This window comes from Psychromonas algarum (genome assembly GCF_004376845.1).
Lineage (GTDB): Bacteria > Pseudomonadota > Gammaproteobacteria > Enterobacterales > Psychromonadaceae > Psychromonas.
On record NZ_SNUW01000002.1, the window covers coordinates 335,183 to 349,623 of the forward strand.

A 14,441-nucleotide genomic window follows, 5' to 3' on the forward strand; every position below is an offset into this window, starting at 1 on the left:
AGGCTTTATTATTTATGTATTAATAAAAATTATGATAAATTAACAAGAAATGGGTCACGTGATAATTTTTGATTCTTATCTGGATTAAACCATGCGAGTTTATCCGCTAATTCAACAACCTCACCAACAATAATTAATGTAGCTCCTTCTAAGCCACCGCCTAATTTTGATAATTCAGATAAACAACCAGTAATCACTTGTTGCTCCTGACGCGTCCCTTTATTAATTAAAGCAACAGGCGTTTTGCCATCACGTCCATGCATTAATAATTTAGTTTCAAGTTCTTGCGCTTGTAACAAGCCCATATAAACAACTAATGTTTGATGCGGTATCGCGAGTGCTTTCCAATCTAATGGTTGTCCATTTTCTTTTCTGTGCCCTGTTACAAAGGTAACAGATTGCGCATAATCACGATGAGTAAGTGGGATACCTGCATAAGCGCTACAACCTGATGCGGCTGTTATTCCAGGTACAACCTGAAATGCAATGCCTGCTTCTACGAGTTCTTCTAATTCTTCACCACCTCGGCCAAAAATAAAGGAATCACCACCTTTTAAACGTACTACTTTCTTGCCTTGTTTTGCATACTCAACCAACATTTGATTAGTACGTGATTGCTCAACCTCATGTTTACCAGCTTTTTTACCAACAGAAATTAAATCAGCATCACGTCGAACAAGATCTAATATTTCTCGAGAAACTAATCGATCATATAAAACAACATCAGCTTGCTGCATAAGTTGTAACGCTTTTAACGTTAATAAAGAAGGATCACCAGGGCCTGCACCAACTAATGCGACATCACCTTTAGCAACATCTTCGGTCAAATTATCTTCCATAAATTGTTGTGCTTGTTGGATCTGCCCTTTTTGCAATAAGCTTGCTAAATCACCATTGCCAAATAGTTTTTCCCAATAGCGGCGACGGAGAGACTCTTTGCTGATCACCGATTTAACTCTATGCCTAAATTCACCTGAAATTTGTGCTAAACGTCCTAAATGCATAGGTAATAATGCTTCTAAACGCTCGCGGATTAAACGCGCTAAAACAGGCGCTTTGCCGCCGCTCGAAATGGCTACGATAATAGGAGAGCGATCAACAATTGATGGCATAATAAAACTACATAACCCAGGCTCATCAACCACATTAACGAGGATCTGTTTTTGTTCAGCTAATTGAGCAACATGTTCATTAATATGACGCTGATTAGTTGCTGCAATCACTAACCATTTGCCTTCGATTAACTGATCAGAAAAAGTATCATTAATAACAGTTAGCTGATTATTTTCGGCTTTCTCTAATAATGAATCGCAGATTTCAGGTGCACAAACTGTAATTGTAGCCCCTGCTTTTAATAATAAATGTACTTTACGTACAGCAATATCTCCCCCACCTACAACAAGGCAGTGACGATTATTTAATTTGGTAAAAATAGGAAGATAATCCATATCAATCTCAGGTTAAGCAGTAGAAGCAAATACTATAAAGAATAACTAATATAATAGAAAAGATTTTAAGCACATTTATTATGACATTTATTTATATAGTCTAAATAATATCCATAATACCAATTACATTAAGTATGCGATCTAAATTTTGAGCAGAAAAAGTAATTCAATCCGAAGCCAAATTAAGATAAATAGTTGTTCTATTTACAAAATTTATAACAAAGAAGTAAGTTACTTTAACCAGTAAATAGCTATATGCTTAATAATAGACACAAAAAAGGCCAGTAAACTGACCTCTATATTCATTATTATCTGGATGTGCTTAATTCATTAGCACAAAATTATTCAGGTTATGCGTTGATGAAATCAACACCTTCTTGAATATCTTTATTAAGCGTTTCTAACATGTCATTTTTCGCTTTTTCTTCAAAAGCAGATAATTTACCGTACGATAAAATTTCAACAACACCGTTAGCACCTAAACGTACAGGATGTGCAAAGTAAGCAGCATCGCCATCAGCAACATCTACGTAAGCGTAATCTACAACTTCTTCGCCTTGTAAACCTTTCACTAAAGATAAACAAAAACGAGCCGCTGCCGCCCCCATAGATAAAGTAGCACTGCCGCCACCCGCTTTAGCATTTACAACTTCAGTACCTGCATTTTGGATACGCGGAGTTAATGCAGCAACTTCTTCTTCAGTGAAAGTAACTCCTTCAACTTGTGAAAGAAGTGGTAAAATTGTAGTACCTGAGTGGCCACCAATTACAGGCACTTTTACAGTTGCAACATCTAAGCCTTTAAGTTCAGCAACAAATGCTTCACTACGAATAACATCAAGCGTTGTTACACCGAATACACGGTTTTTATCGTAAGTACCTGCTTTTTTGAATACCTCTGCAACGATTGGCACAGTGCCATTTACAGGGTTCGTGATAACACCAACTAATGCTTTAGGACAGTTAGCAACGATACCTTCTGCTAATGTTTTGATGATACCAGCATTTACTGCGAATAAATCAGCACGATCCATACCAGGCTTACGTGGCATACCTGCAGGAATAATAACAATATCAGCACCTGTTAATGCTTTGTCTAACGCATCTGCACCAAAACCTTCTACTTTAACAGCAGTTGGGATGTGTGATAAATCAACAGCAACACCAGGAACAACTGGCGCAACGTCATATAGTGCTAACTCAGAACCAGCTGGTAATTGAGTTTTTAATAATAATGATAATGCTTGACCAATACCGCCTGCAGCACCAAGAACAGCTACTTTCATATTTTTCTCCAATGAAATAAAACGTCTGAATAATTAGACTAACCTGTCACATTCTAAAGTGAATAAATACGCATGTATAGGAAATGTTAAATAATTGTGATCAATGCAGAAAAGAAGACGCTTTTATTTTTATGGAAAGTTAGTTATGAGCTGAAATCATTCATATGATGGAAAATACTGTTGATAAATGTTTTTATAAGTACCATTTTCAATAATTAATTTTAATCCTATATTTAAACGTTCACGTAAATTATTATTACCTTTTTTCACAGCAATGCCATAACCTTTTGAGAACTCAGTAACAAATACCGCTTCAGTGTGTGTAATAACCAATTTAGTATCTGGTGATTGTTTACTTAAAAAATTATTTACGACAGCAAAATCAGCAAACACAGCATCTATTTTATGTTGCTTTAAATCTTCTAATGCAGCTTGAGATGAAAAATAAGGCACAATATAACTTTTCCCTTTCGAGGATAAGCTCAGGTAGTTTTGATTTGAAGAATTACTCTGAACACCAATAAATTTCCCCGCTAATGAAAACTCCCCTTGCAACCCTTCTTTACTAATAAATACAGGGGCAGTTTTATAATAACTATCACTAAAATCAACAACTTTAAGACGCTCTTTTGTAATATCTAACGCGGCAATTGCTGCATCATAACGACCAAATTGTAAGGTCTGCAATAACCCATCAAAACGATGGTGTTCAAAACTACATTGCAAATTGACTTGATCACAAATTGCTTTAGCAATATCAATATCAAAACCTTCAATTTTTTTACTTTTAGAAAAGAATTCAAAAGGGTAATAATTAGCTTCAGTTACAAATTTAACAGGTAAACGCTCAAACACTTGAGCATTTGAAATACTTGAAAACATGATGAATATAAACGCGATATTTCGCAAAAAAGAAGTCATGATCGTTGTTCCTGCTATTGTTAATTTCCCACTAAGTTTAACAGAAGTGCGTTAAAGAGAGTATCTGAGATCAATTTATATGCAATCATTTGATAAAAACGAATAAATATGCAAAAAAAGTGCATTTAATCTATTAACCTTTGGTCAATTTCGATTAATATATAAGGCTAACAATAATGCATAAACGGGATTAACACATGCGACAGACTTCTGAACTAATGGATTTCTTTAAAAGCCTTCTAAAAAAAGAACACCTCAGCTCACAAAGTGAAATTGTCGATGCATTAATTGATGCAGGATTTAACCAGATCAACCAATCAAAAGTCTCACGCATGTTAAGTAAATCTGGTGCAGTACGAACACGTAATGCCACCGGTGAAATGGTATATTGTTTACCTGCAGAATTAGGTATTCCAACCACTACAAGCCCTCTGAAAAACTTGGTGGTTGATATTGACAGAAATGAAAGCTTAATTGTTATTCGCACTAGCCCTGGTGCTGCTCAACTTATTGCTCGTTTATTAGATTCAATGGGTAAGGCCGAAGGGATTTTGGGAACAATTGCTGGTGATGATACTGTTTTTATTACCCCTAGTAACTGTAAAAAAATTGACGGTACACTGGCCGTTGTACACAAACTATTTGATTAGCTTTACTTCCAAGTAACGTATTCTCATATTATGGCAATAATAGAGTAAACAGCGCTTAATTTTTCTACTTATACAAAAATTTTCCTAAACTTCTCTGAAACACTGTTAAGTATTAGGAGAATAAAATGATAAAAATTCAAGGATTTACTTTAATCGAGTTATTAATTGTTCTAGCTATATTAGCAATAATCTCCGGTATTGCTTATCCATCTTACCAAACTCTCATCATAGAAACACGACGAGCAGATGCACAAAATGTGTTAATCAAAGCGCAAATAGAGCAAAGCAGTTACCGTATTATGCATGCAAGTTATATTAATAACATTAGCGTTGCAGGTTTACCTTCTGACCATCAATATTATAGTTTTAGTATTGAGAGTGCCTCGGCAAGTACTTATTTAATGAAAGCAACCGTAAAAACAAACAGCAGTCAAAATGCTGATGAAAATGCATGCAAAACACTATTCATTGATCAAAATAGCGTAAAAACAAGTGACGGGATAACAGACAATGCACACTGTTGGAGACAGTAATGCATTGTCCGGTGTAAGGATTAATTTGAGGTTAATTGAGGCTCACTTATAGAGCTAGCATAACGATTAATAACTCCCCAGTAACTCCTGATCTTTGACGAATTTTAATGGTTTATCTAATATATGTTGGTAAATAACGTTATACACTAATATGTTTTTTACATAAGCACGGGTTTCTCGGTAAGGAATACTTTCAACCCAACTGTCCATCGCAATGCCCTGTTCTCCATTTTCTTTATTTGCTCTAAACCATTGATCAACACGTGTAGGGCCGGCATTGTAAGCTGCTGTCGCTAATATTCGATTACCATTATAACGTTTCAATAAACCATCAAAATAAGCGGTACCTAACTGAACATTAACTTCTCCCTGCTCAAGTTGAGACACTTCATTATACTCCTCTAACCCAATTTTCTTAGCCGTTTCCTTTGCGGTTCTTGGCATCAACTGCATGTAACCACTGGCACCCACAGGAGATCTAGCATGCTCATCAAAACTGCTTTCTCTACGAGTTATTGCATAGATATAAGTTTCTTCTAAATCATATTTTTCAGCCGCATCTACAAAAAGTTCTGGTTTTGCATCAGGGAAACGGATATTTAAAGCATCCCAACTTTTAGAATTAATGCTCGCAAGAACAGACAAATACGCCCAACCTCGATCATAAGCATATAAACCTAATTGCTGCTGTAACCCTAGAGATTGTTTATTCAGTAAACGGTTCCATTGTCTTTTCGCTTGGTAATTTAACTTATGGAATAATAATTCCTCTATTAACGTCAAGTCTTTATGCAAATAACGTAAACTACCCTGCTCTTCTTTAACAATATCGGCATTCAAAGGAAAATTAATTCCTAGCTTTTGCGCAGCCATAAAACCATGATAACTGCGTTTTTTAGCAACTTGTTGGTAAAGGGCTCTTGCTTGAGTTAAATCGCCTGAATTTTCTAATACGCGAGCCTGCCAATATAACCAAGAGGTTGAATGACGTTTCTCGTCTGGTAACTGCGTTAACCAATATGCCGTATTATCCCAATCATCACGTTTAATGGCATAGCGAATACGTTGCTCAATCAATGAAACATTACCAAGCGAAGGTAATTGTTTATCTAACCATGGCAAATATTCACTTTTATCTTGTTGCACAATAATCGTTGCAAGTTTAATTTTTATTTGCACATTTTCAGTAAAAGTGAAAGGCATTGTTTTTTCAAAATGTGTATAAGCTTGCATTGCTTGCGCAAAATCTTTTCTTGCTAAACGTTTTATTGTTGGCACTAAAAAGCTAAAGCTTGCAGCATCACGAGATGTGAACAATTGACTACTTAATAGGTTTTCCGGTTTTTTATTTAAATCATATAATTGAGAAGCTAACGCGGCATTTTTATCTGTCATCTTAGTCATTAAAAAACGCATTAATCCGGATCTGTTTTTTTCATAAGCTAAGTGGAAGCGTTGCCAAATATCAGCTTGAGTTAAAATATTTTGATCTTGATAAAAAGAATAAACATCATCACATGCATCTGGTAAAGAAGTACTGTTTAACCATATTCTCTTAGCATCTGCCCATACTTTCTGAGCTTGCCCGCTCTTAATCGAAGCCTGTAAATAATGACACTGTAAAGTTCTATTATTTGGTAATTTAGGGTAAGCAACTAAGAATTGCTGCCATCTTTTTTGTTCTGCTAAATGAAATAGGTAAGCACGCTGTAAATCATCACTAGCAGCAGTTCCTTTATGTGACTCTATAAAACCTAAAATAGTCTCATCATTGAGTGTATTAAGATGGGCAGTTAAATAATTATATTCAGCTAAATAAGTTAATGGATAATCAGGAATACGAGCAAGTTCGTGATTAGCATCCACCCATTGATAATGCTCTTGTAATGATAATGTTTTAGCAAAAATATCACGCTGAACATCCAAATTTAATGCACTAACTAAGTTCGAGGTTGATACTAATAAACAAGCTAAAATTAATTTTTTCATAATCTCTCAATAAAATAACAAATAGACCAAACTAACCTCTTATAGGGTAGTTGATGAAAGCAATTCCTGTGTATATAAATGTTGAGCATTTTCAAATATTTCGGAAGTATTTCCTTGCTCAACTATTTCGCCTGATTTCATAACCAATACACGATGACTTAATGCCCTGACAACAGATAAATCATGGCTAATAAACAGGTAACTTAGTGAAAACTCTTTTTGTAATGCTTTTAATAATTCAATAATTTGTTTTTGAATGCTTCTATCCAATGCTGATGTTGGTTCATCTAATACAATCAACTTTGGTTTTAAGATTAATGCTCTTGCGATAGCTATTCGTTGGCGTTGTCCACCTGAAAATTGATGTGGGTAACGTTCAGCAGCGCTTTTATCTAACCCCACTTTTTCTAAAACGTCTGCCACTTGCACTGCAATTTCATGGTCACTTAATTTTTGCTGCTGATTAAAAACATGTACTCCTTCTGCCACAATATCTTGTACTGACATACGAGGACTTAAACTAGCATACGGGTCTTGAAATACAATTTGTAATTGTTGGCGTATCATTTGTAGCTGTGGCTTTTCTAAAGCTTGAATTGATTGCCCCAAATAAACGACTTGCCCAGTATTTTTATTAAGTTGTAATAATGCTTGAGCTAAAGTTGTTTTACCCGAACCACTTTCCCCGACGATTGCGAGCGTTTCACCTTCATGTATTTGTAACGAAACATCCTTAACAACTTGTAATGACTCTATTGTTTTACCCCAAAAATTCTTTTTAAGTGGGAAACTCACGTTCATATTATACGCTTCAAGGATCACTTTTGGGTCAAGTAATACCGGCATCTCGCCCGTTGGGATCGCCTGTAATAGTTTTTTTGTATATTCGTGTTGAGGCACATCAAATACACATTCTGTAGTTTGATACTCAACTTGTTCACCTTGGCACATAACAAGTACATGATCTGCAAATTGGCGCACAATATTGAGGTCATGGGTAATTAATAAAATTCCCATGTTCAAACGTTGCTGTAATGATTTTAGTAATTTTAAAATTTGCTTTTGAATCGTTGCATCTAATGCAGTTGTCGGTTCATCTGCAATGAGTAAATCAGGTTCATTAGCTAACGCCATCGCTATCATCACTCGCTGACGCTGCCCACCTGACAGTTCATGAGGATAAGCTTTTAAACGTGTCTGCGGATTTTCAATTCCTACTAACTCTAATAATTCAAGAATACGTAAATGGGCCGCTTTTCCTGTTAATCCTTTATGCAATAATAAGGTTTCTGCAATCTGTTTTTCAATGCTATGTAACGGGTTTAATGAGGTCATAGGCTCTTGAAAAATCATGCTAATTTTATTACCTCTAACCGCTTCTAACACATTTTCTGGCTGCCCCATTAGCGCTTGACCTTGAAAGGCAATTTCACCTGCAGGGTGATGTGCATGGGGATAAGGTAATAATTGTAAAATAGATAAAGCCGTTAATGATTTACCTGAGCCACTTTCACCTACAATGGCTAACGTTTGACCTTGTTCTAAATTAAAAGTAATGCCCGATAAAATATTTTTATCTGAAAAACTGACCGCTAAATTATCAACTTCCAATAAGCATGTTTGTTTGCTCATAATGTTTTCCTCGGATCAAAGGCATCACGGGCAGCTTCACCAATAAATACTAATAGCACTAAGATACTCGATAGAGAGATAAAAGCAGTAATCGCTAACCAAGGCGCATGTAAGTTATCTTTCCCTTGAGAAACCATTTCACCTAAAGAAGCAGAACCAAGTGGTAAACCAAACCCTAAAAAGTCGAGCGAGGTTAATGTGGTTAATGCACCTGTAAATAAATAAGGCATAAAAGTTAATGTGGCAATCATGGCATTGGGTAAAATATGCTTAAACATAATTTTGCTATCTTTCACCCCTAATGCTTTTGCTGCTTTAACATAATCAAGATGACGACCACGCAAGAATTCTGCGCGTACGACACTCACTAAACTAGGCCAACTAAAGAGGATCATCAATCCTAATAACCATGTAAAGGTAGGCTCCACAAAGCTCGCTAAAATAATCAGCATAAATAACATTGGAAGCCCTTCCCATATTTCTAAAATGCGCTGCCCAATTAAATCTATTTTGCCGCCATAATACCCTTGTATCGCGCCAACAATCACGCCAATAACTGAACTCACTAAGGTTAATGTCAAAGCAAAAATAACAGAAATTCTAAATCCATAGATCAAACGTGCTACAACATCTCTCCCTTGGTCGTCTGTTCCTAACCAATTTAAAGCATCGGGAGCTGAAGGTGCTGCACTAGTTAATTCATAATTAATAGAATCATAATAAAATGGGATCAATGGCCAAATCATCCACCCTTCTTTATTGATCTGCTCCGCCATATAAGGATCTCGATAGTCCGTAGTGATATCAAAGTCTCCCCCTAATTGTTGCTCTGGGATATCTTGCACAATGGGAAAATACCAATTCGATTTATATGACACCATGATCGGCTTATCATTCACCCATACTTCCGCAAATAAGCTTAATAAAAATAAAACACTAAAAACCCATAACGAATAATAACCTCGTTTATTAGCTTTAAACTGCCCCCATCGTTGTAGGTTGCTTGGATTTTTTTTAATACGTTGCCAAGTAAGTAATAACGACATTATTGCCCCTCAAAAGTAATACGTGGGTCAATCAAGGTATAAGTTACATCACTGATCAACTTAAGTATCAAACCAACTAATGTGAAGATATAAAGCGTGCCAAAAATAACCGGATAATCTCGATTAATTACTGACTCAAAACCTAATAAGCCTAAACCATCTAATGAAAAAATAACTTCAATTAACATTGAGCCAGTAAAGAAAATACCAATTAAAGCAGCAGGTAATCCAGCCAACACTAATAACATAGCATTTCGGAAAATATGCCCATATAGCACACGAGCTTTAGAACACCCTTTAGCGCGAGCAGTGATCACATACTGTTTATTAATTTCATCTAAGAAAGAGTTTTTAGTAAGCATGGTTAAAGTAGCAAAACTCGCTAAAACGTTTGCAAAAATAGGTAAAGCCAAATGCCAAAAATAATCTTTTATTTGTCCAAATAAGGATAATTGCTCAAAATTATCGGAAGTTAAACCACGTAACGGGAACCAACTAAAATAGGAACCACCAGCAAATAACACAACTAGCATAATGGCAAAAATAAAGGCTGGAATGGCGTAAGCAATGGTAACCACTGTGCTTGTCCAAATATCAAACTGACTACCATGCGCCGTTGCTTTTTTAATACCTAATGGAATAGAAATTAAATAAGCTAATAGTGTTGTCCATAAACCCAAAGAAATTGAAACCGGCATCTTTTCATAAATTAAATTAAGAACACTTTTATCACGATAAAAACTGTTTCCAAAATCAAAATGAATATAACGCCATAACATTGAAAAATAACGTTCATGTAAGGGTTTATCAAAACCATATAATTTTTCAAGTGCAGCTATATATTCAGGATCAACGCCCTGCGCTCCTCGGTATTTACTATTATGATTACTGCCTTGTTTTATTTCACTATTAGTACCCGCAGCAACACGTGATGTAGCATCAGCTTCAATACCTTGATATTTAGCAATTGCTTGTTCAACAGGACCGCCAGGAGCAACCTGCACAATAAAGAAGTTCAAGGTCATAATGCCCAGCAAAGTAGGAATAATCAGCAGTAACCTTTTTAAGATATATTGATGCATTATTTTTTCTCTTCCTGTTTAGCTACCCCTGTTAATTCTTTAAACCACCAAGTATCCAGGCCTAAATTATAATAAGGTGCAATTTTAGGGTGCGAAAATTTATTCCAATAAGCAATACGATAAGCAGGCAAATACCACTGTGGAATAACAATATGCTCAGATAATAAAACACGGTCTAACGCTTTTGTTGTATTAACTAACTTTTCACGGGTATCGGCTGTAATTAATTGCTGAGTAAGTGCATCGATCACTGGTGAACAAATGCCAGCCCAATTTGATGTCCCCACTTCATTTGCAGTCGCGCATCCCCAAAAACTAACTTGCTCATTGCCAGGAGAAATGGATTGCCCCTTGCGTAGAGACAACATATCAAATTCAAAATTATTAATACGATTGATAAATTGTGATACATCCACTAAACGAATATTTGTTTTAATACCAATGCGTTGTAGATTACGACGAAATGGATGTACTACACGTTCAAAATCTTTGCTATAGAGTAAAAACTCAAAACTTAATTGTTCCCCTTGTTTATTTTGCATTTTACTATCTTTTAATTCATATCCTGCTTCTGACAATAATTTAACAGCTCTACGCATTTGCTCTCGCACATTACCGTTACCTTGTGTTTTATTGCTTTGCAAAGGTTCAAAAACAGCAGTAGGAAGTTGTGCTTTATATGGCAATAAAATTTCACGCTCTGCATCAGAAATATTTTTTTTAGTGGATAATTCAGAGCCAGAGTAAAAACTATCAATGCGTGTGTAAGCATCATAAAACAAAGTTTTATTTGCCCATTGAAAATCAAATAATAACGAAATAGCTTCTCGCACTTTTGGATCTTTAAATTTATCTCGACGTAAGTTAAACCAGAATCCTTGCATGCCCTGAGGGTTTTTATCTGCTATTTTTTCCGTGATAACATCGCCATTATCAAACTGCTCTCCAACATAACCTGTTGACCAACGTTTTGAAGAGCTTTCTAAACGATAATCAAAAGCCCCAGATTTAAATGCTTCAAAAGCAACGGCATCATCTCGATAATAATCAAATACAAGTTCATTAAAATTATGGCGGCCTTTATTCACAGGAAGACCTTCTGCCCAATAATTATTAACTCGCAGAAAAACTATTTGCTTACCCGCTTTGAAGTTTTTTACTTTATAAGGCCCTGAACCAACGGGAATAATTAAGCTACTTTTTGAAAAGTCTTTATTCTTCCAAAAATGTTCTGGAAGAATAGGTATTTGCCCAATGATTAAAGGTAACTCTCGATTCCCCTTTTCTTTAAAGTGAAAAGTGACTTGTAAGGGAGCATCGACAGTTACTTCCTCAACACCTGAATAATATGAACGAAAATGGGGGGCGCCTTCATTCACTAATAAATCAAAGCTAAATTTAACATCCTTTGCAGTGATCGCTTTTCCATCTTGAAAACGAGCTTTAGGGTTAATTAAAAAACTGACTGAGCTAACATCATCAGCCACTTTAACTTTTGATGCGATAAGAGGATATAAACTAAATGGTTCATCTGCAGATTGTTGTAATAAGGTATCGTAAATACGAGTAATACCGGTAGCTGCGTTACCTTTTACAATAAAAGGATTTAACGAATCAAAACTACCAATGCTCGCTTGTTTAAATGAGCCTGCTTTTGGGGCATTAGGATTAACATAATCAAAGTGTTTAAAATCACTCGCATATTTAAGATCTCCATACATGCTAATAGCATTACTCCATGAAGCGCTATAAGCAGAAAAACTTAGCGGTAATAACATGCAAAATAAACAATTACGTATAAACTGACTAATACTGATCATTAACAAAACTCAAAGAAAGCATAAAAAAACATAAGAGAAGTAAAGATAACAAATACCGAAGTTAATAAAAGGTTTTTAAATAAAAAAGGAAGAAGTAGAAAAAGAAGTGTTAAAAAAGGTTGAACTTATCTCCCTCACAATGGACTAACTTTTACCTTTCAACAAGCTAAATTTTAAAGAAAATATAGTTAAGTCAAAAAATTAATTTGTTTATTTAACAGGCCTTGCTTATGTGACTTTAATCACATTTTAATCACATGAAAAAGCCTAATCTATTGATGAACACAATATGTGTATAACAAAAAGGTGCCCTACATGAGAGTTGAAATTACTAGCAAACAAATCACTATTTCGGACACAATGCGCGCTAAAGTAGAGGAACGTTTCGAAAAATTACAAAAGCTTCAAACTTCACTTATTAACCCCCATTTCATTATCACTAAAGAGCCTAAAGGTGTGAAGATAGAAGGAACAATTGGTGTTCCAAATGGTAAAGTTTTTGCTCACGCAGAACATGATGATTTATACGTAGCCATAACACAATTATTCCAAAAGATTGAACGTCAACTAAACAAACATATTCATAAAGATGAAGCAAACCGTGCCAAAAATAATGGTAAAGACTTATGTCGTAACGGAGAAATTTCAGGAGAGGCTATCGAAGAGCCAGAAGTTGAAATTGAATCAGATGCTGAAATCAAACTAAACAAAGAATTTGCAAGTTAATAAATACTGACATTTACCTAAAGAATAAAGGTAAATAATTAAAAAGAGAAAAGGAGGTTAATAACCTCCTTTTTTGATCTTTTATTTTATAGCAATCACAACAATTAACTCTTCTATTTAACAAATCAAAATTTAGAGCACTTATTTAATGTAATTGGTATTATCTAAAATAAATTAACGCTATTTTTTTTCATAATGACGATTATCATGAACCTGTTGCAACATGACACGGCTTTCATCTAGGAATAATGAAGAATAATCTCCCATCCAATTTGTTACCGATTTAAAACGTGCAATAAACTCTTCTCGATTATGACTTTCTAATAGTTCAATCGCATCAGCAAAATGCTTATGGTATCGCTTGATCATAGTGAGGTTATTTTTTTGCGACATAATAATATCCGCATACAAAGCTGGTTCCTGCGCAAATAAACGCCCCACCATTGCTAACTCTAAGCGATAGATTGGAGAACTTAGCTCTAATAATTGCTCTAAATCTGCATCAACTTCCTGCAAATGCACACCATAAACAAAACTAGTGAAATGACGTAATGCTTGGATCAAAGTCATTGATTCATCATGTGTTGGTGCAGCTACTGGGTATAAATGCGCGCCCCAAATTTTCATTTGCTCAATTAACCATTGATATTTTTCTGGTTCGCGGCCATCACAGTACACAATCACTTGCTTGGCAAAACTAGAAATATCTGGGCCAAACATTGGATGTAGACCAACAACCGGACCATCATGCACAGCCAACATTTCAGTAAGAGGAGCATCTTTGATGCTAGTAATATCAGTTAAAATGCAATCTTTAGGTAAGAAAGTAAGTTGTTTAATAACATCAACAGTTACATCAATTGGAGAGCCAACAATCACTAAACCTGCTTTACTACAAATTTGTTCAGCTTGGTCCCAATTAGATCGCCCTAATACATCAACTTCATAACCTGATAGTTTAAACATTTCAACAAAACGCTGACCTAATAAACCATTACCACCTATGATCACAATACGCTTCATATTAGGGTTTACAGTTTTAAAACCAGTGTCGTTTTCACTCGCATAAGACTCACGCATAGTACGGCGTAAAATATCTTCAATGAGGTTAGCAGGCACCCCTTTTTTTTCAGCTTCAGCGCGTCGTGAAGCTAACATTGCAGCTTCACGCTCTGGCACGTAAATAGGCAAACCATGTTTACTTTTTACTTCACCAACTTCACCAACTAAATGTAAACGCTCAGCTAATAAGTCAATTATTTGCTTATCAACAGCATCAATCTGATCTCTTAATTTACTTAACGGCAT

General features: G+C 35.4%; 12 protein-coding genes. 3 read left to right on the plus strand and 9 right to left on the minus strand.

What is annotated here, in order from left to right; all coding sequences use genetic code 11:
• Nucleotides 1-29: 29 nt before the first annotated feature.
• From cysG to E2R68_RS01540, 3 genes are all read right to left on the minus strand, one after another.
• On the minus strand, nt 30-1,448 hold the full coding sequence (gene cysG / locus E2R68_RS01530) for a siroheme synthase CysG (protein ID WP_134275744.1): 1,419 nt from the start codon (nt 1,446-1,448) through the stop codon (nt 30-32).
• Nucleotides 1,449-1,798: 350 nt separating this feature from the next.
• Nucleotides 1,799-2,734, minus strand: coding sequence for a malate dehydrogenase (gene mdh / locus E2R68_RS01535; RefSeq protein WP_134275745.1), 936 nt, complete (start codon nt 2,732-2,734; stop codon nt 1,799-1,801).
• Between the two features lie 156 nt (nt 2,735-2,890).
• The gene (locus E2R68_RS01540; RefSeq protein WP_134275746.1) at nt 2,891-3,655 is read right to left on the minus strand and encodes a transporter substrate-binding domain-containing protein; all 765 of its coding nucleotides are present in this window, start codon (nt 3,653-3,655) and stop codon (nt 2,891-2,893) included.
• 197 nt (nt 3,656-3,852) lie between these two features.
• On the opposite strand from E2R68_RS01540, the gene argR reads away from it, so the two are divergent.
• A complete protein-coding gene (argR, locus tag E2R68_RS01545) occupies nt 3,853-4,305 on the plus strand; it encodes a transcriptional regulator ArgR (protein WP_134275747.1) in 453 nt (150 codons plus the stop codon).
• Between the two features lie 125 nt (nt 4,306-4,430).
• Nucleotides 4,431-4,838 carry a type IV pilin protein gene (locus E2R68_RS01550; protein WP_134275748.1) on the plus strand — a complete coding sequence of 136 codons (408 nt, stop codon included), beginning with the start codon at nt 4,431-4,433 and terminating at the stop codon, nt 4,836-4,838.
• 66 nt (nt 4,839-4,904) lie between these two features.
• Here E2R68_RS01550 and E2R68_RS01555 read toward each other — a convergent pair whose 3' ends face one another.
• From E2R68_RS01555 to E2R68_RS01575, 5 genes are read right to left on the minus strand one after another with little or no spacing between them, the layout of a single operon-like run.
• Nucleotides 4,905-6,827, minus strand: a complete 1,923-nt coding sequence (locus E2R68_RS01555; protein ID WP_134275749.1) for a transglycosylase SLT domain-containing protein — start codon at nt 6,825-6,827, stop codon at nt 4,905-4,907.
• A 39-nt stretch (nt 6,828-6,866) separates the two neighbouring features.
• Nucleotides 6,867-8,459, minus strand: a complete 1,593-nt coding sequence (locus E2R68_RS01560) for an ABC transporter ATP-binding protein (RefSeq protein ID WP_134275750.1) — start codon at nt 8,457-8,459, stop codon at nt 6,867-6,869.
• Nucleotides 8,456-9,505: an ABC transporter permease gene (locus E2R68_RS01565; RefSeq protein ID WP_134275751.1), complete on the minus strand. Its 1,050-nt coding sequence runs from the start codon at nt 9,503-9,505 to the stop codon at nt 8,456-8,458. The genes E2R68_RS01560 and E2R68_RS01565 overlap by 4 nt, the downstream gene beginning before the upstream one ends.
• Nucleotides 9,505-10,587 (minus strand): microcin C ABC transporter permease YejB, encoded by a 1,083-nt coding sequence (locus E2R68_RS01570; RefSeq protein ID WP_134275752.1) that lies wholly within the window; start codon nt 10,585-10,587, stop codon nt 9,505-9,507. Before E2R68_RS01570 ends, E2R68_RS01565 begins: the two co-directional genes overlap by 1 nt.
• On the minus strand, nt 10,587-12,407 hold the full coding sequence (locus E2R68_RS01575) for an extracellular solute-binding protein (RefSeq protein WP_243834572.1): 1,821 nt from the start codon (nt 12,405-12,407) through the stop codon (nt 10,587-10,589). The genes E2R68_RS01570 and E2R68_RS01575 overlap by 1 nt, the downstream gene beginning before the upstream one ends.
• Before the next feature lie 315 nt (nt 12,408-12,722).
• Here E2R68_RS01575 and hpf point away from each other — a divergent pair, with 315 nt between their 5' ends.
• Nucleotides 12,723-13,133 carry a ribosome hibernation-promoting factor, HPF/YfiA family gene (gene hpf, locus E2R68_RS01580; protein WP_134275754.1) on the plus strand — a complete coding sequence of 137 codons (411 nt, stop codon included), beginning with the start codon at nt 12,723-12,725 and terminating at the stop codon, nt 13,131-13,133.
• A 180-nt stretch (nt 13,134-13,313) separates the two neighbouring features.
• Here the strand turns inward: hpf and tyrA are convergent, their stop codons facing one another.
• Nucleotides 13,314-14,441, minus strand: a complete 1,128-nt coding sequence (gene tyrA / locus E2R68_RS01585) for a bifunctional chorismate mutase/prephenate dehydrogenase (RefSeq protein WP_134275755.1) — start codon at nt 14,439-14,441, stop codon at nt 13,314-13,316.